The sequence below is a fragment of the Candidatus Pelagibacter sp. HIMB1695 genome (assembly GCF_052047655.1).
In the GTDB taxonomy this organism is placed as follows: Bacteria; Pseudomonadota; Alphaproteobacteria; order Pelagibacterales; family Pelagibacteraceae; genus Pelagibacter.
Genome location: NZ_JBNAJT010000001.1, coordinates 422,479 through 444,425, shown reverse-complemented (window position 1 = coordinate 444,425; position 21,947 = coordinate 422,479). Strand labels below are relative to the sequence as shown.

Annotated in this window: 26 protein-coding genes; 19 read left to right on the top strand and 7 right to left on the bottom strand. The window is 29.9% G+C overall.

What is annotated here, in order from left to right; translation table 11 throughout:
* Nucleotides 1–201: 201 nt before the first annotated feature.
* The 4 genes from rseP to ACTTAX_RS02465 all read left to right on the top strand — a co-directional run bounded on the left by rseP (nucleotide 202) and on the right by ACTTAX_RS02465 (nucleotide 4,713).
* Complete coding sequence (rseP, locus tag ACTTAX_RS02480; protein ID WP_440692589.1) at nucleotides 202–1,314, top strand: RIP metalloprotease RseP; 1,113 nt, start codon at nucleotides 202–204, stop codon at nucleotides 1,312–1,314.
* A 157-nt stretch (nucleotides 1,315–1,471) separates the two neighbouring features.
* Nucleotides 1,472–1,747 (top strand): HU family DNA-binding protein, encoded by a 276-nt coding sequence (locus tag ACTTAX_RS02475; RefSeq protein ID WP_440692587.1) that lies wholly within the window; start codon nucleotides 1,472–1,474, stop codon nucleotides 1,745–1,747.
* 146 nt (nucleotides 1,748–1,893) lie between these two features.
* Nucleotides 1,894–3,195, top strand: coding sequence for an ammonium transporter (locus tag ACTTAX_RS02470; protein WP_440692586.1), 1,302 nt, complete (start codon nucleotides 1,894–1,896; stop codon nucleotides 3,193–3,195).
* A 225-nt stretch (nucleotides 3,196–3,420) separates the two neighbouring features.
* Entirely contained in the window at nucleotides 3,421–4,713 is a 1,293-nt protein-coding gene (locus ACTTAX_RS02465) for an ammonium transporter (RefSeq protein WP_440692585.1), read from the top strand.
* A 57-nt stretch (nucleotides 4,714–4,770) separates the two neighbouring features.
* Here ACTTAX_RS02465 and bcp read toward each other — a convergent pair whose 3' ends face one another.
* Both bcp and ACTTAX_RS02455 read right to left on the bottom strand, forming a co-directional pair.
* Nucleotides 4,771–5,235 carry a thioredoxin-dependent thiol peroxidase gene (gene bcp / locus ACTTAX_RS02460; RefSeq protein ID WP_440692584.1) on the bottom strand — a complete coding sequence of 155 codons (465 nt, stop codon included), beginning with the start codon at nucleotides 5,233–5,235 and terminating at the stop codon, nucleotides 4,771–4,773.
* Between the two features lies 1 nt (nucleotide 5,236).
* Nucleotides 5,237–6,250, bottom strand: a complete 1,014-nt coding sequence (locus ACTTAX_RS02455) for a rhamnosyl transferase (protein WP_440692583.1) — start codon at nucleotides 6,248–6,250, stop codon at nucleotides 5,237–5,239.
* An 88-nt stretch (nucleotides 6,251–6,338) separates the two neighbouring features.
* On the opposite strand from ACTTAX_RS02455, the gene ACTTAX_RS02450 reads away from it, so the two are divergent.
* Nucleotides 6,339–6,683 (top strand): rhodanese-like domain-containing protein, encoded by a 345-nt coding sequence (locus ACTTAX_RS02450; RefSeq protein ID WP_440692581.1) that lies wholly within the window; start codon nucleotides 6,339–6,341, stop codon nucleotides 6,681–6,683.
* Here ACTTAX_RS02450 and ACTTAX_RS02445 read toward each other — a convergent pair.
* The gene (locus ACTTAX_RS02445; protein ID WP_440692580.1) at nucleotides 6,680–7,258 is read right to left on the bottom strand and encodes a 2-hydroxychromene-2-carboxylate isomerase; all 579 of its coding nucleotides are present in this window, start codon (nucleotides 7,256–7,258) and stop codon (nucleotides 6,680–6,682) included. The two genes, ACTTAX_RS02450 and ACTTAX_RS02445, sit on opposite strands and share 4 nt — an antisense overlap.
* The gene (locus ACTTAX_RS02440; RefSeq protein WP_440692579.1) at nucleotides 7,251–7,724 is read right to left on the bottom strand and encodes an ABA4-like family protein; all 474 of its coding nucleotides are present in this window, start codon (nucleotides 7,722–7,724) and stop codon (nucleotides 7,251–7,253) included. The genes ACTTAX_RS02445 and ACTTAX_RS02440 overlap by 8 nt, the downstream gene beginning before the upstream one ends.
* 24 nt (nucleotides 7,725–7,748) lie before the next feature.
* On the opposite strand from ACTTAX_RS02440, the gene ACTTAX_RS02435 reads away from it, so the two are divergent.
* Nucleotides 7,749–8,312 (top strand): regulatory protein RecX, encoded by a 564-nt coding sequence (locus ACTTAX_RS02435; RefSeq protein WP_440692578.1) that lies wholly within the window; start codon nucleotides 7,749–7,751, stop codon nucleotides 8,310–8,312.
* A gap of 134 nt (nucleotides 8,313–8,446) precedes the next feature.
* Here ACTTAX_RS02435 and ACTTAX_RS02430 read toward each other — a convergent pair whose 3' ends face one another.
* On the bottom strand, nucleotides 8,447–9,211 hold the full coding sequence (locus ACTTAX_RS02430) for a 3'(2'),5'-bisphosphate nucleotidase CysQ family protein (RefSeq protein WP_440692577.1): 765 nt from the start codon (nucleotides 9,209–9,211) through the stop codon (nucleotides 8,447–8,449).
* 4 nt (nucleotides 9,212–9,215) lie between these two features.
* Nucleotides 9,216–9,386, bottom strand: a complete 171-nt coding sequence (locus tag ACTTAX_RS02425) for a DUF3553 domain-containing protein (protein ID WP_440634941.1) — start codon at nucleotides 9,384–9,386, stop codon at nucleotides 9,216–9,218.
* 41 nt (nucleotides 9,387–9,427) lie between these two features.
* Here ACTTAX_RS02425 and mnmA point away from each other — a divergent pair, with 41 nt between their 5' ends.
* From mnmA to ACTTAX_RS02360, 13 genes are all read left to right on the top strand, one after another.
* Nucleotides 9,428–10,546, top strand: a complete 1,119-nt coding sequence (gene mnmA / locus ACTTAX_RS02420; RefSeq protein WP_440692575.1) for a tRNA 2-thiouridine(34) synthase MnmA — start codon at nucleotides 9,428–9,430, stop codon at nucleotides 10,544–10,546.
* Nucleotides 10,547–10,709: 163 nt separating this feature from the next.
* Complete coding sequence (locus tag ACTTAX_RS02415) at nucleotides 10,710–11,885, top strand: trans-sulfuration enzyme family protein (protein WP_440692574.1); 1,176 nt, start codon at nucleotides 10,710–10,712, stop codon at nucleotides 11,883–11,885.
* A gap of 3 nt (nucleotides 11,886–11,888) precedes the next feature.
* A complete protein-coding gene (locus ACTTAX_RS02410; protein WP_440692573.1) occupies nucleotides 11,889–13,109 on the top strand; it encodes an MFS transporter in 1,221 nt (406 codons plus the stop codon).
* 4 nt (nucleotides 13,110–13,113) lie between these two features.
* On the top strand, nucleotides 13,114–14,271 hold the full coding sequence (locus tag ACTTAX_RS02405) for a chorismate-binding protein (RefSeq protein WP_440692572.1): 1,158 nt from the start codon (nucleotides 13,114–13,116) through the stop codon (nucleotides 14,269–14,271).
* Nucleotides 14,268–14,825, top strand: a complete 558-nt coding sequence (locus ACTTAX_RS02400; RefSeq protein ID WP_440692571.1) for an aminodeoxychorismate/anthranilate synthase component II — start codon at nucleotides 14,268–14,270, stop codon at nucleotides 14,823–14,825. Before ACTTAX_RS02405 ends, ACTTAX_RS02400 begins: the two co-directional genes overlap by 4 nt.
* Nucleotides 14,788–15,537 carry an aminotransferase class IV gene (locus tag ACTTAX_RS02395; RefSeq protein ID WP_440692570.1) on the top strand — a complete coding sequence of 250 codons (750 nt, stop codon included), beginning with the start codon at nucleotides 14,788–14,790 and terminating at the stop codon, nucleotides 15,535–15,537. Before ACTTAX_RS02400 ends, ACTTAX_RS02395 begins: the two co-directional genes overlap by 38 nt.
* Complete coding sequence (locus tag ACTTAX_RS02390) at nucleotides 15,534–15,932, top strand: HIT family protein (protein ID WP_440692569.1); 399 nt, start codon at nucleotides 15,534–15,536, stop codon at nucleotides 15,930–15,932. Before ACTTAX_RS02395 ends, ACTTAX_RS02390 begins: the two co-directional genes overlap by 4 nt.
* Before the next feature lie 98 nt (nucleotides 15,933–16,030).
* Entirely contained in the window at nucleotides 16,031–16,825 is a 795-nt protein-coding gene (locus ACTTAX_RS02385; RefSeq protein WP_440692568.1) for an adenylyl-sulfate reductase, read from the top strand.
* Between the two features lie 33 nt (nucleotides 16,826–16,858).
* Nucleotides 16,859–17,329, top strand: coding sequence for an adenylyl-sulfate reductase subunit beta (aprB, locus tag ACTTAX_RS02380; protein ID WP_075506608.1), 471 nt, complete (start codon nucleotides 16,859–16,861; stop codon nucleotides 17,327–17,329).
* Complete coding sequence (gene aprA / locus ACTTAX_RS02375) at nucleotides 17,329–19,188, top strand: adenylyl-sulfate reductase subunit alpha (protein ID WP_440692566.1); 1,860 nt, start codon at nucleotides 17,329–17,331, stop codon at nucleotides 19,186–19,188. The genes aprB and aprA overlap by 1 nt, the downstream gene beginning before the upstream one ends.
* Nucleotides 19,189–19,215: 27 nt before the next feature.
* Entirely contained in the window at nucleotides 19,216–19,566 is a 351-nt protein-coding gene (locus ACTTAX_RS02370) for a hypothetical protein (protein ID WP_440692565.1), read from the top strand.
* A gap of 53 nt (nucleotides 19,567–19,619) precedes the next feature.
* Nucleotides 19,620–19,766, top strand: coding sequence for a hypothetical protein (locus tag ACTTAX_RS02365; RefSeq protein WP_440692563.1), 147 nt, complete (start codon nucleotides 19,620–19,622; stop codon nucleotides 19,764–19,766).
* Between the two features lie 30 nt (nucleotides 19,767–19,796).
* Nucleotides 19,797–20,876, top strand: coding sequence for a sulfite exporter TauE/SafE family protein (locus ACTTAX_RS02360; RefSeq protein ID WP_440692561.1), 1,080 nt, complete (start codon nucleotides 19,797–19,799; stop codon nucleotides 20,874–20,876).
* Here the strand turns inward: ACTTAX_RS02360 and ACTTAX_RS02355 are convergent.
* Entirely contained in the window at nucleotides 20,873–21,946 is a 1,074-nt protein-coding gene (locus ACTTAX_RS02355; RefSeq protein WP_440692560.1) for a YeiH family protein, read from the bottom strand. The genes ACTTAX_RS02360 and ACTTAX_RS02355 overlap by 4 nt on opposite strands.
* Nucleotide 21,947 lies beyond the last annotated feature (1 nt).

The following is a 21,947-nucleotide window of genomic DNA, read 5'->3' as shown; positions in this document are numbered from 1 at the left end:
TTGAGTTTATAGATATATTTTTTAATCAATATTTAAGGATATTTGTAGGTATTGTCCTTTTAGGTCTTATTTTATTCTCTTTGTATTTTAATTTTAAAAATAAAAAATAATATATTTTCAAAATCTAATGATAAAAAGCGTCAGTATTACTTATTAATGTTAGGTTGTTAATGATTATATATTCATTTAAAATATAAAAATATGCTTAGTTATATACTCCCATTTTTGATTCTTATTTTAGTGGTTGTATTCATCCACGAATATGGACACTATTATTTTGCAAGAAAGTATGGTGTAGGGGTTACTGATTTTTCTATTGGATTTGGAAAAGAATTATTTGGCTGGAATGATAAACACGGGACTAGATGGAAAGTATGTGCAATTCCATTAGGTGGGTATGTTAAGTTTTTTGGAGATCGTAATGTATATTCACAAGCAGATCATGAGGAAATTTTAGAAAAATATAATGAAGAGGAACGTGATAAATTATTTATTTTAAAACCTTTGTATCAAAGAGTGTTAATTGTATTTGGTGGTCCTTTAGCAAACTTTTTATTAGCTTTAGCAATCTTCTTTTGTATTTATACATTTGTTGGAAAAGATTTTACTCCTGCTGTAATTAGTGAGGTTCAAAAAGATAGCCCTGCAATGGTTGGTGGCTTAAAAAACCAAGATATTATTTTAGAAATTGATGGCAATGAAGTTAAAAGCATTATGGAAGTCTCAAAATATATCACAATGTCAACTTCAGACTTTATAGATTTCAAAGTTAAGCGTTCATATCAGGAATTAATTTTAAAAGTAAAACCTAACATTGTTGAAGGTGAGGATGGTTTAGGAAATAAAATTAATAAAAGAATGGTTGGTATAAAATTAAGCGCTTACAATGATAAAATTAATCATGTTAAATTAGGACCAGCACAAGCGTTGTATCATGCAGCAAACGAAGTTTATTTTGTGAGTGTTTCTTCATTGAAATATATTGGTGGAATGATCATGGGTAAAGCAGACACCTCCCAACTTGGGGGTCCTATTAGGATTGCAAAGATATCAGGACAAGTTGCAACCTTTGGAGTTTTAGCTTTTATTAGTATGATGGCTTATATTTCTATAAGTTTAGGCTTAATTAACCTGTTTCCAATACCAATGTTAGATGGTGGACACTTAATGTTTTATGCATTTGAAAAGGTTTTAGGGAGACCTTTATCTCAAAAAACACAAGAAGGCTTTTTTCGAATCGGTTTGTTTTTGTTGTTATCATTGATGTTTTTCACCACCTTTAATGACCTAAAAGACCTTGGTTTATTTAGATAATTTAAATTTCTAAATTGTTAAAAAGATCAATAAAATCAATACTTATTTAAGTTTCAACTAGATATTGTATGTCTTAAAAAAAAAGACACTAAAAAAAAGCTTGATTTATCAACGTTTATGACAAGTATGAATATTAACCAACAAAACCGGAGCTAAAATGAACAAAAAACAACTAATTGCTAAGCTTTCTGGCTCATTAAACTTGAGCAAAGCAGACGCTGAGCGAACTTTTGATACAATTACCAACACTATTTTAGATGCACTAAAAGGTGATGATTCAGTGAAAATCGCTGGATTTGGAACTTACAAAGTAGCTAAAAGAAAAGCTAGAGTTGGAAGAAATCCTAGAACTGGTGAGCAGATCCAAATCGCTGCTTCTCAGAAGGTAAAATTCTTACCAGCGAAAGCTTTAAAAGAAGTATTCAATAAATAATATTCTTCCTAACAGCCCTAAACAATCGTAAAAACTTGTTTAGGGCTGTTACTATATGCAAAAACTGCATACCCAATTTTCCTAATCAGCGTTAGTTTTTAAATTTAATAAATTTATAAACCACCACTTTAACAAGTGGAGGTCTTATGACTAAAATAATAAAGAGAATATCTGCACCATTACTAAGTTTAGTATTTTTACTAAACATGAGTAGTGCGGGTATGGCAGAGACAACAGTTTCTGCTGAAGTGGGGTTTATATTTAACACTCTACTATTTTTAATTTGTGGTTTCCTTGTCATGTTCATGGCAGCAGGTTTTGCAATGTTAGAATCTGGAATGGTAACTTCAAGAAGTGTTTCAGTAATTTGTGCAAAGAATATTGGTTTGTATGCAATTGCTGGAATTATGTTTTGGCTAGTTGGTTACAACTTAGCTTATGGTATTCCAGAAGGCGGATACATTGGATCATTTACACCATGGTCAGATGCAAGTGCAATTGACACTGGTTATTCAGATGGTTCGGACTGGTTCTTCCAAATGGTATTCTGTGCAACAACAGTTTCAATTTGTTCAGGTGCTATGGCTGAAAGAATTAAGTTATGGCCGTTCTTCTTATTTGCAGCTATCTTAGCTGGAATTATTTATCCAATCGTAATGGGTTGGCAGTGGGGTGGAGGCTGGTTAGCAGAAATCGGCTTCTCTGATTTCGCTGGTTCAACTTTAGTACACTCAACTGGTGGTGCTGCTGCTTTAGCTGGTATCATTTTACTTGGTGCTAGAAGTGGAAGATTTGACAGTAAAGGTCAACCAAAAGCGTTACAACCTTTTGCTGCATCTTCAATTCCATTAGTAACAATAGGTGTATTTATCCTATGGTTAGGTTGGTTTGGATTTAACGGTGGTTCACAATTAGCATTAGGTACTTTTGACGATGCAGTTGCGATCTCATCAATCTTTATCAATACAAATCTTGCAGCCTGTGGTGGAGTAATGGCCGCTGGTATCTTAACAAGATTAATGTATGGTAAAACAGATGTTATTCAAATGTTAAACGGAGCAATTGGTGGTCTAGTAGCAATTACTGCAGAACCATTAGCACCATCTCCATTTGCAGCAATTTTAATTGGAGCTGTTGGTGGATTGATCGTAGTGTTTGGAACTAAATTGTTATTCAATTTCAAACTTGATGATGTTGTAGGTGCAATCCCAGCTCACTTATTTGCTGGAATTTGGGGAACACTTGCAGTGCCATTAACAAACGCTGATGCATCGTTCAGTGCACAATTAATTGGTGTACTTTCAATTAACATTTTTGTGTTTGCTGTGTCTTACATCGTATGGTCAATAATGAAAGGTACGTTTGGTATCAGATTAAGTAAAGAGGCTGAAACTAAAGGTACAGACGTTACTGAAACAGGTGTAATTGCTTACGCAATACGTGACTAATTGCATGCAATATAGAGGCTCTTCGATCTCCATGTCGTTATCTCATTGAAGAGCCTCTAAACAAAGAATTAACTCTTATCTCTCTAGTTAGTTAATAACCAAAGGCCCCAAAAATGGGGCCTTTTTTTTATACATATGCTTATTCTTCATAACTCTGTTGACCTATCAGCAGTACTTAAAATTTTAATGTTTATTAAAACGACATGATCAAAAAAAGGAGAGATAATGATTAATCATTTAAAAAAAATATCATCAAGCTTATTAATATTTTTAAGCTTTACTAATTTAGCTTCAGCAGAAACAACAATGTCAGCTGAAGGACAATATATTTTCAACTCATTAGGATTTTATCTTGGTGGTGTTTTAGTTGCATTCATGGCAGCAGGTTTTTGTATGCTTGAAAGTGGACTCGTAACAACTAAAAGTGTTTCAACAATTGCAGCAAAGAATATAGGTAAGTTTGCAATTTGTTCATTAATATTTTTTTTCTGTGGTTATAATTTAGCTTACGGAATTCCTGAAGGTGGGTTTATTGGATCATTCTCAATGTGGAGTGATGCTTCTGATCTTTCAACTGGTTACTCAGATTACTCAGATTGGTTTTTCCAAACAATGTTTGTTTGTGCAACTGCATCAATTGTATCTGGTGCTGTAGCAGAAAGAATTAAAATCTGGCCATTTTTTATTTTTGCAGCGATCATGGCTGGTATTATTTATCCTATTTCAATGGGATGGCAGTGGGGCGGAGGTTGGTTAGCAACTTCAGGCTTCTCTGATTTTGCTGGTTCAACTTTAGTTCATGCATGCGGTGGAGCAGCTGCCTTAGCAGGTGTAATATTATTAGGTGCAAGAGAAGGAAGATTTAATAAAAAAGGTGAAACAAAATCTTTAGTACCTTTTGCGGCATCTTCAATACCACTTGTCACATTAGGTACTTTCTTATTATGGTTTGGTTGGTTTGGATTTAATGGTTTTAGTCAACTTGCTATGGGAACGTTTGATGATGTAAATGCAATTAGTAAAATTGCGGTTAACACTCACTTAGCGGGAGCTGCTGGTACTGTTACTGCTGCAGTCGTTACAAGATTATTAGGTGGTAAAACAGATATCGTAATGATGCTTAACGGAGCTTTAGCAGGTTTAGTTGCAATTACAGCGGAACCTTTAACTCCAAGCCCATTACTTGCAATTGCAATTGGTGCTGTTGGGTCATTAATTATGTACTTTGGTACAAAGTTTTTAGAAAGCAAAAAAATTGATGATGTAGTTGGTGCAATTCCTGTTCATTTATTTGCTGGGATTTTTGGAACTTTAGTTGTGCCATTAAGTAATCCAGATACAAATTTTGGAACTCAGTTAACAGGTGTAATTGCAGTATGTGCATTTAGTTTCATACTTTCTTACATCACATTTAAAGTTCTAAAACAAACAATTGGTCTTAGAATTAGTGCTCAAGCTGAAAAACTTGGAACTGATGTTGCTGAAGTTGGTGTTAAAGCCTACGCAATTAGAGACTAAATTATCTCTCAATATATAACGATTAAAGGCCTCTTAAAAATAAGGGGCCTTTTTTTATTATTTTGATATTTCTTTTAATGTTTCTAGGACTTCTTTGGCGTGGTCTTTGACTTTAACGTTTTCCCAAATTTTTAAAATTTTACCTTTTTTATCAATTAAAAAAGTTGTTCTATTTATTCCCATAAATTCACGACCCATAAATTTTTTTTTACCCCAAACTTTATATTTTTTTAAAACTTTAAGATCTTCATCCGCAAGAAGATCAAATTTAATTTTGTATTTATCTTTAAATTTATCGTGACTTTTCAAACTATCTTTTGATATTCCATATACTTCACAGTCTAGTTTTTTAAATTTAGCTAACAATTTGTTAAAGTCATTAGTTTCAATTGTACATCCAGGCGTATCATCTTTTGGATAAAAATATAAAACTACAAATTTTCCAATTGAATCTTTTAAAGAATAATTTTCTCCAGAAGTCGATTGGATTGTGAAACTTGGTGCTTTTGTATTAGTTTTCATTTTAATATTTATTGTTTTCCCACACTTTAATCCAATCTTTAAGAGGTGACAAACCATAAATTGAATTAATATTTGTTAAATGCATTCCTAATGAAGGCATTGGAGAGAAACACTTAATCTCTTTATATAGTTCGTGGAGTGGTTTTTCATAAGGATTGTAATTATTTAAAAACATTTCTTCATAATAGTCCCAATATTTTTTTAATGTGCTTTTTGAAATCAAATATGTGCATAAAGATTGATTTATTTGTCTCCAGTATTTTTTAAAACCTATTAAATTTATGGTTGGATCAACTTTTATATAAAGATATGGGTAATCTACTGGACACATTACAATCTCTTCATTTAGTTGTGAGCAAATTCTTTGATAACTATAAATCATTTCTATTAACGCATCATGTTCATGAATATAATCGTCTTCAACAAAGTACAACAAATCATAATCAGAATTAACAGCATATTCTTTTGACATAAATATGTGAGAATTATGTGCTAGCATTCTTTGATTGTCTTTAAATTTCATTTTATCAAAGTATTTTTCTTTAACTAAAATAGAAATTTCAAATTCAATATTATTCTTCAAACAAATATTTTCCATTTCATTTATTATTGTTTTTTCAGAATTATCGTCAATTATTTTTAAAAAAATTTTAAAATTGTTAATTTCTTTTTTTAAATTAACAATATTTTTACAAATAGAGTTTAATGATCTTAAAGTGTATTCTTTTTTCTCTTTTTCAAATAATCTTTTTTTATTTTGACTAAGAAGTTTGTTTTCATTGGTAAATGATCTAAAAATTATCAGTAAACTTTCAACTTTTCTTTTAATTTCCACTTCTCCCAATGGTAGAGATATACTTTTTTGATTATGAGTACTTAAATTATCGTTAATATCTTTATTACTTGTTGGTAAAATTAGGTTATTTTGGTCAATTAATTCATAACCAAATTTTCTATTAAGCTTAATAAGAATTTTTTTTAAAATATTTATTTTCTTTAAATTAATTTTTTTCATAAAACAAAAAGTAGTTTTTTTTTTAAAACATGTTAACTAGATATAATTGATTAAACAATAAAACCAGTACAATCAATGGTAAGTAAATATGACTGAAATAAAAACTATAAATGCTGATGAAGCATATCAAATGGTTCAAGAAAACAAATGCAATCTAATTGATATTAGAGAATTAGATGAATTAGAGATGGCTGGAAAAGTTGAAGGAGCTAATCACATACCCATGGGTAATTTAGAAATAATTCTTGATCCAAACAATGATGTTTTTAAGAATGGCCAAATAGATAAAAATAAAGAGATGGTTTTGTTTTGTGCGGGAGGAATAAGATCTGAAATGTCAGTAAAGTCTTTAATAGAAAAAGGTTTTAAAAACATTTCCCACATTGAAGGTGGTTTTGGATCTATCAGCAATAGTAGTTTTAAAATAATTTAAATATTTTTAATTTCATCTAGAGCATATTCCAGACGGTCTTGACCCCAAAAAATTTTATTATTTACTATAAAAGTTGGTGCTCCAAATACTTCCTTTTCTAAAGCATCTTGTGTTAATTGTTTTAATTGATCCTTAATGTCTTGGTTATTTATAGAATAAAAAAAATCATTCTCATTAATTTTTAATTTTTTTAATAAAATTTTGATATTTTCTTCATTGGATAAATCTAGATCTTCTTTCCAATAAGCTTCAAAAAAACTATTTAAGTACTCTTCCTTTTTATTATCTTCAACACAAAGATAACCTCTCATTATTTTTAAAGAGTTTATTGGAAATATTGAATTCCATTTAAAATTAATATTATTTTTTTTTGCAACAAGTTCGCAATCATTTTTCATATTTTTTATTTTATATTTATTAAAAGCAGGAGCAGTAATACCTGCTAAGTTATGAAGTCCACCCAATAATATTGGCTTTAATTTAAAATTAATATTTTTTATTTTTAAAGTTTTTTTATATGCGATGTAAGCATAAGGACTTATAATATCGAAATAAAAATCTATATGATTACTCATATAAATTTAGTTTTTTGGCGTAAAAAATTCTAATTATCCAATAAATTAATATTCCAATAGGTCCAATTAAGTATGTAATAATTAAAGGGACTGACATTAATACTTTGTTTACATAGTATTTTTGAGAGTCTTTAACCATCCATCCACCAACAAATAAATTTATAGCTACAAAATGAGTCCAGAAAAGAGTTAGATATAGATTATCTTCAAACAGCCGGGATAATTCGACCAAACCTAGATACAAACTAAAATTAGCATCAAAGTCATAACCAACTATGAAAGATCTGTATAAAATATAAATATAAACCCCGCCTAATAATAGAAAAGGAAATATAGTAGTTACTACATACCTGCTTAAGTGTGACTGGGGAAATACTATTAAGATGAACCAAAAAGGTATAACTCCTAAATTGATCCACATATAAAGAACATCAATTGTGAAGTAGTTATAAATTTGTTCGATCATATTTATATTATATAAAATCTAACGATGATTCCTATAAGAAATAAGAGAAAAACACTTCAAGTTACTGTTGATGAAATGAGGAATTTTGCGTTTGCATATGTTGAAAAATATGCACCTTCAAAACAACAACTTAAAACATATTTATTAAAAAAATACATGAAACTCTCTGCAACAGACTCTAGAAAAAAAGATGTAAACAAATTAATTGATATTGTTCTATCTGATCTAGAAAAAAATAAATTTATCAATGATCAATTTTATTCAGAAAGTAAAGCAAAGAGTATGATCCAAAGAGGAAACTCTATAAATAAAATTAGAAATTATTTAATGGGTAAAGGAATTGATGATGGTTTTATCAAGGATACAGTTGATAAAATAAAAGAAGATAATTCTGATCAGGATTTTTTTTCAGCTATAAAATTGTGTAAAAAAAAGAGAATAGGACCTTCAAGAGCAGAGGATAATAGAACTTTGTTTTATAAAAAAGATATTTCTTTACTAGCAAGAAATGGATTTGATTTTGAAACATCAAAAAAAGTAATGGATATTGATAAAAATGAATATGAAAAAATAATTAAATTACTTTAATTTTCTTTTTTTCTCTTCATCAACAAGATGATTTATTTTGTTTCTAATATAATTTTTAACAAAAACAAAAACTAGTAATCCAAAAATTGAGACGGATACTATTATAATTAAAATAATTCTTAATTGCTCATCCATTAAATTATATTTTTACTTTTCAAAATTATACTTGGATTTTTTAAATCTTTCTTACCATATAAAATTTCATTACCATCAAAGTCTCTAACAGATCCTCCTGCATTTTCTAAAATGGCATGTCCAGCTGCAATATCCCATTCATAAGCTCGAGGTTCAGCAACATAACCATCAAACTCACATGCAGCAACAACACAAAATTTTAAAGAACTTTTCATTCTAGTATGTTCCTTAACATTCAATTCATCATAAATTTTTTGTATCTCAGGTTTAATTTTATTGCTGTAAGAAATGAAATTAAGTGGCTCTGTTCTTTTAGATGGTGACTCAGAAAGGTTTATCGTTTTGTTGTCAGTAAACTCAAAAGATTTCCCTTTCTCATATGAATAAAACATTCTTTTTTTAGCAGGTGCATTTATTAACCCTGCAACAGGTTTATTGTTAATAATTAAACCTGCATTAATAGTAAATTCTTCTAAATTATTTATGTAATCATAAGTTCCATCTATAGGGTCCACCAACCAAAAATCTTTTAATTTTGAGTTATCTTTATTTTCAGAAGTTTCTTCTGAAATAATTGGAATGTCTGGTGTTACTTTTGATATTTCTGAAGATATGAAATTATTTACTTCAATATCTCCATTACTGACTGGAGTATTGTCAGATTTAATTTCTTTGCTTAATCCTTTTTCTCTTAGTTGAATGGATAAGTCTCCCGCTGATAAAAAAGTATTAACTAAATCTTCAATGATTTTTTGTAAGTCCATCTTTTTATTTACCTATTTTTTTTAATTCTATATTTTTTGCATTTATTACTTTTTTACCTGCATTTTCAAAATTAACAGTAACCTTATCTTTTATAATTGATTGTACTTGTCCAATGCCCCATTCTTTATTCTCAGGATTAGTGACTTTGTCACCTGGTTCATAATCTAAAATCATTTAATTTAACTTATATTGTAAATAAGTATAAATACCACCTAATGAATAAAGAATTAAACTCTATCGGAATTGACAAAAAACCTGAAGATACAACAGTCGTTGTTGCAATGTCTGGTGGTGTAGACTCATCAACTGTAGCTGGGATTATGAAAAATGAAGGTTATAAAGTTATAGGTATAACTCTTAAACTTTATGATGACGGAAAAGAAGTAGCGCAATCTAAACAGTGTTGTTCAGGTCAAGATATAATGGATGCAAAACGTGTTGCTCATAAATTAGGTATTGAGCATAAAATTTTATACTATCAAGATAAATTCAAACAGGGGGTAATAGATAACTTTGTTGATAGTTACTTAAAAGGTGAAACTCCAATTCCATGTGTTCAGTGCAATCAAACAGTAAAGTTTAAAGATTTATTTGAAGTATCAAAAGATCTTAAAGCAGATGCATTAGTTACAGGACATTATGTAAAAAATATTACATCAAACAATACCAATAATATGTATAGAGCAATTGATGAAAATAGAGATCAAAGTTATTTTTTATTCAATACAACAAGAGAGCAATTAGATTATTTAAGATTTCCATTAGGTGGAATGTTAAAAGATAAAACAAGAGAAATTGCTAAAGAGTTGGATTTAAATGTAGCTGATAAACCAGATAGTCAGGATATTTGTTTTGTGCCTAATGGAGATTATGCATCAGTAATTAGAAAATTTAGACCAGACTCTTTTCAAAAAGGGAATATTAAAAATTTAGATGGAAAAGTAATCGGTGTTCATGATGGAATTATTAATTTTACAATTGGACAAAGAAAGGGAATTAAGGTTTCAGATAAAGAAGCTTTATATGTTTTAAAAATAAATTCAGATAAAAATGAAATTTTGGTAGGACCTAAAGAAAACCTTGGAAAAAAAGAAATATCTTTAAAAGATTTAAATTTATTAACTGATAAAAAAGATCTTGATCAAAATATATTTGTAAAGGTTAGATCAACAGGTAGTCTTCTTGAGGCAAAAGTAGATATAAAAGATAACAATACTGCAAATGTTCATCTGTTAAATCCTGAGGATGGAATATCTCCAGGGCAGGCATGCGTATTCTATAGCAAAGACCAATATGGTCATAGAGTTCTTGGTGGTGGTTGGATTAAAGAATAAAAGAATTATTTCTTCTTATTTTTTCTTTTTGCTCTTCTCTTTTTGGAGCCTTGTTTTCTTCGACCCCTATGTTTCTTCGGATAACTCATTTAGTCCTATTTATTAATTTATTGACGTTTTTTACGGGATATAGCATTGTCTTTTAAACATATCAAATTTTATTATGAGCAATTCTTTTAAAACATTTTTAAAACATACTGCTAAAGATTTTCACAATCAGTCTGTAAATCCACCAATTGTGCGTGCATCAACGATTATTTTCAAATCGATGCAAGATATTAGAAAAACCCAAGAGAAAGCTAAAAAAAATCCTACTGGCGGACATTTTGATTATGGAAGACAAGGAACTTCAACGACTCATATATTACAACAAATTTTATCTAAACTAGAGGAAAGTTACTTTACTTTTTTAACACCTACTGGGTTTGGATCTGTATTTCTTGCAATTTTTAGTGTGACAAGACCTGGTGATGAAATAATTGTTGCTGATACAGTTTACAGTCCAACAAGGTTGTTAACAGAAAACTTTTTAAAAGAATTTAAAATCAAAACAACTTTTTATAATCCTCATGATCTTAAGACATTAGAAAAAGCTATTACAAAAAAAACTAAATTAATTTTTGTAGAAAACCCAGGAAGCAATACATTTGATTTCCAAGATTTAGGTAAAATTATTTCAATTGCAAAAAAACATAAAATTTTAACAGCAATTGATAATACTTGGGGAACCCCATATTTTTTAAAACCTATTAAACTTGGTTTTGATATGGCAATTGTTTCAGCAACAAAATATTATTCTGGACACTCTGATGTAATGGGTGGAAGTCTAGCAGTAAATAAAAAAGTTTTTCCCAAAGTTAAAGCAGCAGAAAGAATTACGGGTTTAAGATTAGGACCTGATGATGCTTATTTGATTACAAGGGGATTAAGAACTTTAGATGTAAGATTGGATAGGCACAGAGAAAATGCAAAAAAAGTAGCAGAATTTTTATCTAAATTTAAAAATATAAAATTGCTTTATCCATACAAAAAAGACTCTTACAATTTTAGAATGTGGAAGAAATATTATTCAGGTGCTTCAGGTTTAATGGGTTTAAGAATTAAAGCCAAAAGTGAAAAAGCAGTTGTTAAATTTGTAAATAATTTAAATTTATTTGGACACGGTTATAGCTGGGGAGGGTTTGAAAGTTTAGCATTACATCAAAATGTTAGAGAACAAGGAAATAGAAGTTATCTTAAATTAGCAAAAAACGAGTATATAGTTAGATTACACATTGGTTTAGAAGATCCTAGCGACCTTATCGCTGATATTAAGCAGGCCCTAAAACACCTAAAATAATTAATGGCCTCAGAAAAGTTTATTAGAAACAAAACAGCTTTAATTACATTATTGGCAGCATGTTTTGTAGTTTTAGTTTCTTTGGGAGTAAGACAAACCTTTGGGTTATTTTTTTCAGACTTTAAAAATGATTTAAATATTTCCCTTACTGAATCTGGATTGTCAATTGGTCTACAGATGTTGATGTGGGGATTAACAGGACCTATTTTTGGGGCAATTGCAGACAAGTATGGAGGCCATAAAGCTATAATGTTGGCTTTTATATTTTATATTTTAGGAATTTATTTTTTATATGCTGGTCCAAATACCAATCTCTATTTTCAGCTAGATATGGGCATCTTAATCGGTATTGGATTGGGTGGAACCGCTATTAGTATTCCAATGTCTGTTGTAGGAAAACATTTTCCACTATCTAATAGAACAATTGCAATGAGTATAGTCACAGCAGTTGGTTCATTTGGCTACTTTGTTTCACCAATTTTTACAAATTTATCTTTAAATAATAATGGATGGGAAACTACTCTTTTATGGTTTTTATTATTTTTGATTATGGGATTAATTATTTCTTTTTTTGTTAGATCACCTTCTAGTGATCAGATATTAGAAAAACCAAATGGTCAAAGTACTTTACAGGCATTAAATGAAGCCTTTAAAAATAAAAGTTATATATTGCTAACACTAGGTTTTTTTGTATGTGGATTTCACATCACTTTGGTTGGAACTCATGTTCCAACATATGTTATTGATAGAGGATTAGAAAGTTGGACTGCAGCAGCAATTTTATCATTAATAGGATTATTTAATATTTTTGGATCATTATTTAGTGGTTATCTATCAACTAAAATCAGTAAGAAAATTATTTTGAGTGCGATTTATACGCTTAGGGGTTTCTCAATAATTTTCTTCATCTTTCTTCCACCTAGTACACTCAATGCATTTATATTTGGAGCAAGTTTTGGTTTTTTATGGCTATCAACCGTTCCTGCCACAAGTGGTATCGTTGCACATATTTTTGGAACAAAATTTTTAGGTTTATTGTATGGAATAGTATTTTTAAGTCATCAAATAGGTGCTTTTTTTGGCGCTTATCTAGGAGGCTTATTTTATGATCTATATGGATCTTATGATTATGCTTGGTATTTAGCTATCATGTTATCAATATTTGCAGCAACTGTTCATTTGCCTATAAAAGAAGAGCCGGTATTAAGATTAAGAATAGAATAAAAAATTGACACAAAATATTTTACAAAAAATTAATAGCTCCAATAAATCATATATTATCTACAAATCAAAAAAAGGATTTGATCTTTATAGTGAATTTACTGAAAAAAAAATTTTATCATCACAAAATATAGTTAAATTTTTAAATAAATTTAATAATAAAAAAATTAAACCAAAAAAAACTGATTTGTATATTGGATTTTTTGGTTATGAACTTCTTAACAATTTAATAGGGGTAAAAATTCCTAAGCAAAATTCTAATAATTTTCCAAAAGGAATTTTTTATAAACCAAGTAAAATAATTAATTTAAATGAAAAATTAATTGATTTTAATAAAACAAAAAAAAAATACTCTAAATTTAAAATTAATATTAATATAAAAACATATAAAAAAATTTTTGAAAATTTTAAAAAAAAGATAAAAAAAGGGGAAACTTACCAAATTAAAATTTGTACAAAATATAAAAACAATTCAATTATAGATCCATTAGAGTTTTTTTGTAGATTGTCTAAATCTAATTTGGCACCAGAGGCATTTTTAATAAAAGATAAAAATTATTCTATTATTAGCTGTTCGCCAGAAACATTAATTTTAAAGAAGGGTAATATTATTGAAACCAAACCAATAGCTGGAACTTTAAAAAAAAATAAAACTTTAAATAAAAAAAAAGCATTAAATTTTTTTAGAAAAAACATTAAAGAAACAAAAGAGCATAATATGATAGTAGATATGGAGAGAAGCGATTTATCAAAAATATGCTCACCTGGATCAGTCAAAATAGCTAAACAAAAAACTGTTGAGGAATATAAGGATCTTTTTCATTATGTAAGCTTGATAAGAGGTAAAGTAAAAAATAATAAATCCACTTTAGATATTATTAAAGCAATGATGCCTGGAGGTTCAGTTATTGGCTGTCCTAAAATAAGCACACTTAATCTTTTAAATAATCAAGAAAAAGAAAACAGAAACATTTACACAGGTAGTTTTGGTTTTATAAAATTTAATGGAGACATGAGATTTAATATAATTATTAGGTCAATTTTAAATTATAAAAATATGTCTGAAATTTCTGTAGCTTCAGGAGTAGTTGTAGATAGCACTGCAAAACATGAATTTAATGAAAATTATATTAAAGCAAAAGCGTTAATAGATTTGTTCAAATGATATATGTAATTGATCATAAAGACTCCTTTACACATAACGTTGTGCACCAATTTTCTTTATTTGATAGAGTTGAGTGTAGTGATTTTAATGAAATTAAAAAATCAAAATTAAATAAAGCCTCAACTATTGTACTTTCTCCAGGACCAGGTTCACCAAAAGATTATCCCTTAACTACAAAAATATACAAAAAATACAAAGGTAAAAAAAAAATTATTGGAATTTGTTTGGGATTTCAACAAATCCTATTTTCTGAGGGAGGAAAAATAATTGAACAAAATAAAATTTATCATGGCTTCCAATCAGACGTAATAGTAAATGAAAATAGTAAGTTATATAAAAAAGGCCAAATATTTAAAGTTGGGCGATATCATTCCTTAAAATTAAAAGAACCTTTTGAAGCTAAAAATTTTGATATAACTATGAGATGTGCTATTTCGGGTTCCGCAATGTCGATTGAAAATAATACTGATAAAGTTTATGGATTTCAATTTCACCCAGAATCTTTTTTAACAAAAAATGGTAACACTCTTATTAAAAAAATCTTATCAGCTTAGTAATCTTAAAGAGGTTCCTTTCAAAGATCTTTGGGGCTCTAGAGGAGTATTTACCACCATGAGGATGATAGGGAAACCTCCCAATTTATTATTAATAAAACCCCATTTAGAAAATTTAATAAAATCTACAAAAAAATATGGAATTAGAAAAAAAAACTTAAAAAATATTATTTTAGATTTAATTAAAAAAAATACTTTGTACAAAGGTCCTGATAATTTATTTAGAATTGCACTAAATAAAAAACTAATTTCAATATCCATAAGAAAAAGACCAAAAGTTAAAAAAAATTTTAGTCTTTTATTGTTTAAATATAAAAGAATTGAGCCTAATTATAAAAATCTTTATTACAAAAAAATTTTAGCAAAACTTAGTAAAGTCGACTCATCAAAATGTGATATTGCTTTAGTTGTAAACAATAAAATTTTAGAAACTGGTACTTCAAATTTAGTCTTTGTTAAAAATGGAAAAATATTTTCTCCAAAAAAAAATTGTTATTTTGGAAATACACTTAAGTTTTTAAGCAAAAAAATTAAAATTAATTTTAAAGATATATCAATTAAAGAAATTAAGGATTATGAGGAGGTAATTCTTATTGGATCAGGCAAAGGGGTAACACCTGTGTCTAAAATAGATGAATTAAAATGGAAAAATAGAAAAAATATTTTCTTTAATAAACTTAGTAAAATATATAATACTCTAATTTCAACATGAGAGATCCAAACAACCCTTGTTTATTTTGTGACTCAAAAAAAAGTGGTATTGCTCATGAAAATGATCTTGCTTATGCCAGTTATGATTCTTACCCTGTTTGTGATCATCACTGTTTAATAATTCCGAAGCGACATATTAAAGATTATTTTGACATGACTAATGATGAGTTGATCGCCTGCAATGATCTTATCCGAATGATTAAAAATGAAATTTTAGAGAAAGATAATACTGTAAAAGGATTTAATATTGGCACAAATGCTGGAAAAATTGCGGGTCAATCCATTATGCATTGCCATGTTCATTTGATACCAAGAAGAGAAGGTGACGTTGATAACCCTCAAGGTGGGGTAAGATCAGTAATTCCTAATAAGCAACATTACAAACGTAAACCGTAAGTTGTTATTAATGACAATATTGCGCAATAGTTTTGGTTGAACTCTTTATTCAACTAGATTAGAAAATCTCAAACTAACTTTATAAATTATTAAAAATTATGTTATCTACAAATCCTTTTTCAATTTTAGCTGAAACAGTTTCACCTTTTGCAATGCAAAGCTTCATAATTGCTATGGTTATTTTGATTGCAGTTGGAACAGTTATACAGATGATTGTTCACAAAAATGTTACTTATTTTTTTAATAACGCCAAAAAAGCAAAAGCAAATGCTGTTAAGGAATTGAGCACAGGAGAAAGAGCTTCAATTATCGCAAAGACGACAGTTTATGATATCGGCACAACTGCAGAACTTGGATTTGGAAAGAGAAGACTTGCGCACGTTCTTGGAATGTATGGAACAATATTATTTTGGGTTGCATCAGCTGTTTTAGTATTTTGTTATACAGGAGCTGATAAGCCTACTTCATCTACTTGGTCTATGGTTTGGCATGTAGGGGCAATACTTACTTGTATTGGTGGTTATTGGTTCTGGTTTTTCTTAAGAGTAGATGTATCTGCTGAAGCGTACCCATGGTACAGAATAATTAAAGCTGATTTATTTGTTTTAGCTTTATTAGCTTGTTCAACTTTTGGTTTGTTATGGTCTTACACTCAATCTAACGGTCAAGCTGGATTATCTTATTTATTTTTGACTTTATTTGTTCTTTCAAATTTAGTTTTATTTGGAGGAGTTTATTGGTCTAAATTTGCACACATGTTTTATAAACCTGGTGCAGCAATACAAAAAAATTTAGCAGAGGCGGATGGTTCACGAGACAACTTACCTCCTCCTGCTGACGCGCCTGAACAGTTTGGTTTAGGTATTAAAAGAGAGCAACCTAAACACTATTAATATTATGAAATTAAAAAAGGAGAATAAATAATTATGTCAACTTTTGTATACATGACAAGATGTGATGGCTGTGGTCATTGTGTAGATATTTGTCCATCAGATATTATGCATATAGATGAAAATATCAGACGTGCCAAAAATATTGAACCTAACTTTTGTTGGGAATGTTATTCATGTGTAAAAGCATGCCCAAATCATGCAATTGACGTAAGAGGTTATGCCGATTTTGCTCCTATGGGTCATAGCGTTAGAGTTAGAAGAGAAGAAGAAAAAGGAACAATTTCTTGGAAGATAAAATTTAGAAATGGAACTGAGAAAAACTTTGTTTCTCCAATTACTACAAAACCATGGGGAAAATTTATTCCAAAACTTGCTGAAGGTGATAAACCAAATCAAGGTGAGATTAATTCACAAAGACTTTATACTGAGCCAGAAGGTTTAAATATTGATGGTGAATTGCCATCGGTTCCAAAAGAGTCTTTTAAAAAAGGAGTTTATTACTAATGGCTAGACATAAAACACATTACGAAGATTGCGATATATTAGTTGTTGGTGGTGGTATGGCTGGAACGGGTGCTACGTTCGAAGCTAGACACTGGGGAAGAGAGATGAAAATTGTTTGTGTAGAAAAAGCAAACATAGATAGAAGTGGGGCTGTTGCTCAAGGTCTTTACGCAATCAATTGTTACATGGGAATGCAATGGGGAGAAAATCAGCCTGAAGACCATGTTAGATACGCTAGAAATGACTTAATGGGAATGGTTAGAGAAGATTTAGGTTACGACATGGCAAGACATGTAGACTCTACTGTTCACATGTTTGATGAATGGGGTCTTCCAATGATGAAAAATGAGCAAACTGGAAGATATTTAAGAGAAGGTAAATGGCAGATCATGATCCATGGTGAAAGTTACAAGCCAATTGTTGCTGAGGCAGCAAAAAAATCTGCGGATAAAATTTATAATAGAATAATGATCACTCATTTACTTATGGACGAGTCTCAAGATAATAGAATTGGTGGAGCTGTAGGCTTCAACATGAGAACGGGTGATTTTCATGTGTTTAGAGCAAAAGCAGTTATAGTTGCAGCTGGTGGCGCTTCTCACATCTTCAAACCAAGAGCTGTAGGAGAAGGAATGGGAAGAACTTGGTATGCGCCATGGAGTAATGGTTCAGCTTACGCACTTCCGATTGCTGCTGGAGCAAAAATGACACAAATGGAAAATAGAATTGTGTTATGTAGATTTAAAGATGGTTATGGACCAGTTGGAGCTTATTTCTTGCACTTAAAAACATATACTCAAAACGCTAATGGTGAGAATTATGAGAAGAAATGGTATGATCAAACTAAAGAGCTAGTAGGTGAATATATTGATCACCATCCAACACCTACTTGTTTAAGAAATCATGCTTTTATTCAGGAAGTTGCTGCTGGTGGTGGACCAATTCATATGGTTACAACTGAAGCTTTTCAAGATCCACACTTAGAAACAGTTGGTTGGGAGAACTTCTTAGGAATGACTGTTGGTCAAGCTGTAGTATGGGCGTCTCAAAACATTGACCCTAAATACACTAATCCTGAACTAACAACTTCAGAACCTTATGTTATGGGTTCACACGCTACTTGTTCAGGAGCTTGGGTAAGTGGTCCTGAAGATTTATCACCACCGGAATATTTCTGGGGTTATAACAGAATGCTTACAATTGATGGATTATTTGGAGCAGGGGATACTGTAGGTGGAAGTGCTCATAAGTTTTCATCTGGATCATTCACAGAGGGTAGATTGGCTGCAAAAGCTGCAGTTAAATATATTGAGGATAAAAAGGCTGAAGGAGTTAAAGTTTCAGATAAACAATGTGAAGATTTCAAAGCTATGGTTTATAAACCACTTGAAAACTTTACTGTTGCTCAAAACGAAATCACTGGAGGAACTGTTTCTCCTAGTTATATATCACCAATCCAAGGTCTACAGAGATTACAGAAGATTATGGATGAATATGTAGGCGGTATAACGTCTAATTATATGACTAATGGTAACATGTTAAAGAGAGGTCTTGAACTGCTTGAGTGGCTTCAAGAAGATCTTGAGCATGTTGGTGCTGAGGATTATCACCAATTAATGAGAGCTTGGGAATTGAAACATAGAGCTTTAACTTCTCAGTGTGTAACTGAACATACGTTATTTAGAGAAGAAACTAGATGGCCAGGATACTATTACAGAGGTGATCATATGAAACTTGATGACGATAATTGGCATTGTTTGACAGTTTCTAGAAGAGATCCAAAAACTGGCAAATTTAGTATGGAGAAAGTTCCTGTCTACCACATCGTGGATGAGAACGAGAAGAAAAAAGCTTCTTAAAAAACTTTAATAAGAATTAGATAAGTTATGGATATTTTATCAAAAAAAGATGATGAAATATATGAGCTAGCTAAACCTATTTGGTTCAATCTAGTAAAATCCTCAAACCTCAAAGATTATGGTGGATTTACTAGAGATTTTTCAACTCAGATGCTCTTTGGCGCCAATGAAGTAGAGCTTGGAAAGCAATGGGCAAATAACAAGCTAATCACTAATTTAAATGAAACCTTCGAACCATTTGGATGTCTTAGAAGAGGAGATCATGTAACTGTCTTAATTAAACAGACAAACAAAGAGTTACCAGGAGAATTTTTGGGTCGATTAGTTTTAGGTATAGAAGACGAAATGGTTAAAGTTTTTGGTGCTACAATCTATTAAAAATTTTATTAAATTATTTAAATTATTATTTGACAAATAGTATTCTGGGTGTAATGACGGCTCAAATGCAAATTTCAAATATAAAAATTTTAAATAAACTCTCAAATCTTAAAACTTCATTTGTTAAAGCAGGAATTGTTGTAAGCCTAGTAGCTTACTGGGGAGTGATTTTAGTTGGAACTTTTATCACTTTTAATTAAGTTGTTTAATAAACGACTTTTAAATTTAACATGGATGTTTTTTTACCAATAGCTCAAGTATTTGTTAATCCAATTGAAATACTTTTATTAAGTGCAATTGTCGGTGTATTATCTGGTCTCTTTGGAGTTGGTGGTGGATTTTTAATGACACCTTTTTTAATTTTTTTAGGAATACCTCCTGGCTATGCTGTTGCAAACGAAGCCAATAATATTTTGGCAACTTCTGTTTCAGGTTCAACAACGCATTATTTGAAAAATACCTTAGATTATAAAATGGGTTTGATGATTGTTATCGGTGGGGCAATAGGTACTGCAATAGGAATTTATACTTTTTCTTATTTCAAAGGAATTGGTAAAATTGATACAGTGATCTCACTTGCTTACATGTATATACTTGCAATTATTGGTTCTTTAATGTTGGTTGAGAGCTTGGGTGAAATAGATAAAGCAAAGAGAAATGTTTTAGTCAAAAAAAAACTGCATGTTCATTATTGGATACATGGTCTTCCATTCAGGATGCGTTTTCCAAAATCAAAATTATATGAAAGTATTTTCACTCCAATTATAATTGGATTTTTTGTAGGTTTTATTGCTGCAATTATGGGAATTGGTGGAGCATTTATTTTAGTGCCTGCTATGATTTATATTATAAAAATGCCGACTAAACTTGTACCCGGAACTTCTTTATTTGTAACAATTTTCGTAAGTGTAATTGTTACTTTTTTACATTCATTCAATTACGGTTCAATAGATTTGCTTTTAGTATTTATGCTTGTTGTAGGATCAATAATAGGAGTTCAAGTTGGACAAAAACTAGGAGAAAAAATTGATAGCTCCGGTTTAAGAGCATTAATGGCTATTTTGATTTTAGCCGTAGGTGTTGCAATTGCCTATGACTCATTTTTCGCAGATCATTCGTCTGATGAGATTATATCTGAGGTTAATGCTGAGTTAAATTTCTTCTCAACATTTATTTTAGATTTTTCCAACGAGATGCCATTTTTTTATGGTTTATTCTCAATTTTATTTGCAGTTTTTCTAGGTGTGAGTGCCGCATTTATTAGAAGATTTTTTTCAAATCTTAGAAAAAAGGCTAAAGCTGAATTTTAATTAAATAAATAAAGATATATTTCAATAGTACTTAAACATACTATTCCAACTGTAGCCATTCCAATAAAACCAACTACAAATGGCTTATAACCCATATTTTTTATGTCTCTAAGATTTGTAGACATACCAATTGCCGCCATTGCCATTGTTAAGAATATTTTTGAAAAAGATTTAATTCCATCTACAGTGCTAAGCCACAGTTCACTATTGTTTGTAATAAAAAGTTGGTCACCAACATTTCGAAAAATAATCATTGCAACAAATCCAAGAACAAAATAGGGAAAAATATCAATTATTGAATATTTTTTTTCTTTAGATTGGCCTCTATTATAAAGATACGCAAACAGGGGTATCATAATAATCAAAAAAGTATTTCTGATTAGTTTGGTAACTGTTGCTACATTTAAGGTCTCTGGACTATTGAATTGCTGATCATAGATTAATCCAGCAGCTGCAACTTGAGCAGTCTCATGAATAGAGGTTCCTAAAAATAATCCTATTAATAAAGGTTCACCATTAAAATAAAAATTTGCAAAATAAGGATAGATAAGCATCGAAAGAATTCCGAATAGCGTTATGTTTGCAATTGCATAAGAAATTTCATTTTTTTTCGCATTAATTACAGGAGCTGTAGCCATAATTGCAGTTGTACCACAAACTGTACTGCCAATTGATATAAGGTATGCCATGTTCCTTGGTATTTTTAATTTGTTAATAAGAAGTTTAATTACCACCAGTACACTTATGATACATATGATAATTAATGGAATAGCAATTGCGCCAAACTCTAAAAATTCAAAAGGCTTTAATTGGATACCTAAACAAATTATTCCAAGTTTTAGAATATTTTTTTGAGTAAAATCTAATCCCTTAATAAAACTTTCTCTTATTTTAAAAATATTTCCAAAGAACATCCCTAAAAGGATAGCTATCATAGCAGTAGATATAGGACTTTTTTGATATCCTAGTATTTCAGTTCCTATGATATTATTAAAACCTTGCGAAAGAGTGTAAAGAACGAATGCAAGTATTATACCCGGTAAAAATACCAGGTACTTATTTATAACCATA

Excerpts from the sequence above, each read along its gene's own strand:
- bcp (WP_440692584.1), bottom strand. The coding sequence starts at position 5,235 with ATGAAAACTAATACAAAAGCACCAAGTTTCACAATCCAATCGACTTCT.
- ACTTAX_RS02465 (WP_440692585.1), top strand. The coding sequence starts at position 3,421 with ATGATTAATCATTTAAAAAAAATATCATCAAGCTTATTAATATTTTTA.
- rseP (WP_440692589.1), top strand. The coding sequence starts at position 202 with ATGCTTAGTTATATACTCCCATTTTTGATTCTTATTTTAGTGGTTGTA.
- ACTTAX_RS02475 (WP_440692587.1), top strand. The coding sequence starts at position 1,472 with ATGAACAAAAAACAACTAATTGCTAAGCTTTCTGGCTCATTAAACTTG.
- ACTTAX_RS02355 (WP_440692560.1), bottom strand. The coding sequence starts at position 21,946 with ATGGTTATAAATAAGTACCTGGTATTTTTACCGGGTATAATACTTGCA.
- ACTTAX_RS02410 (WP_440692573.1), top strand. The coding sequence starts at position 11,889 with ATGGCCTCAGAAAAGTTTATTAGAAACAAAACAGCTTTAATTACATTA.
- ACTTAX_RS02415 (WP_440692574.1), top strand. The coding sequence starts at position 10,710 with ATGAGCAATTCTTTTAAAACATTTTTAAAACATACTGCTAAAGATTTT.
- ACTTAX_RS02425 (WP_440634941.1), bottom strand. The coding sequence starts at position 9,386 with ATGATTTTAGATTATGAACCAGGTGACAAAGTCACTAATCCTGAGAAT.
- ACTTAX_RS02435 (WP_440692578.1), top strand. The coding sequence starts at position 7,749 with ATGATTCCTATAAGAAATAAGAGAAAAACACTTCAAGTTACTGTTGAT.
- aprB (WP_075506608.1), top strand. The coding sequence starts at position 16,859 with ATGTCAACTTTTGTATACATGACAAGATGTGATGGCTGTGGTCATTGT.
- ACTTAX_RS02445 (WP_440692580.1), bottom strand. The coding sequence starts at position 7,258 with ATGAGTAATCATATAGATTTTTATTTCGATATTATAAGTCCTTATGCT.
- ACTTAX_RS02395 (WP_440692570.1), top strand. The coding sequence starts at position 14,788 with ATGGTAACACTCTTATTAAAAAAATCTTATCAGCTTAGTAATCTTAAA.
- ACTTAX_RS02360 (WP_440692561.1), top strand. The coding sequence starts at position 19,797 with ATGGATGTTTTTTTACCAATAGCTCAAGTATTTGTTAATCCAATTGAA.
- aprA (WP_440692566.1), top strand. The coding sequence starts at position 17,329 with ATGGCTAGACATAAAACACATTACGAAGATTGCGATATATTAGTTGTT.
- ACTTAX_RS02390 (WP_440692569.1), top strand. The coding sequence starts at position 15,534 with ATGAGAGATCCAAACAACCCTTGTTTATTTTGTGACTCAAAAAAAAGT.
- ACTTAX_RS02470 (WP_440692586.1), top strand. The coding sequence starts at position 1,894 with ATGACTAAAATAATAAAGAGAATATCTGCACCATTACTAAGTTTAGTA.
- ACTTAX_RS02430 (WP_440692577.1), bottom strand. The coding sequence starts at position 9,211 with ATGGACTTACAAAAAATCATTGAAGATTTAGTTAATACTTTTTTATCA.
- ACTTAX_RS02385 (WP_440692568.1), top strand. The coding sequence starts at position 16,031 with ATGTTATCTACAAATCCTTTTTCAATTTTAGCTGAAACAGTTTCACCT.
- ACTTAX_RS02370 (WP_440692565.1), top strand. The coding sequence starts at position 19,216 with ATGGATATTTTATCAAAAAAAGATGATGAAATATATGAGCTAGCTAAA.
- mnmA (WP_440692575.1), top strand. The coding sequence starts at position 9,428 with ATGAATAAAGAATTAAACTCTATCGGAATTGACAAAAAACCTGAAGAT.
- ACTTAX_RS02450 (WP_440692581.1), top strand. The coding sequence starts at position 6,339 with ATGACTGAAATAAAAACTATAAATGCTGATGAAGCATATCAAATGGTT.
- ACTTAX_RS02365 (WP_440692563.1), top strand. The coding sequence starts at position 19,620 with ATGACGGCTCAAATGCAAATTTCAAATATAAAAATTTTAAATAAACTC.
- ACTTAX_RS02400 (WP_440692571.1), top strand. The coding sequence starts at position 14,268 with ATGATATATGTAATTGATCATAAAGACTCCTTTACACATAACGTTGTG.
- ACTTAX_RS02440 (WP_440692579.1), bottom strand. The coding sequence starts at position 7,724 with ATGATCGAACAAATTTATAACTACTTCACAATTGATGTTCTTTATATG.
- ACTTAX_RS02455 (WP_440692583.1), bottom strand. The coding sequence starts at position 6,250 with ATGAAAAAAATTAATTTAAAGAAAATAAATATTTTAAAAAAAATTCTT.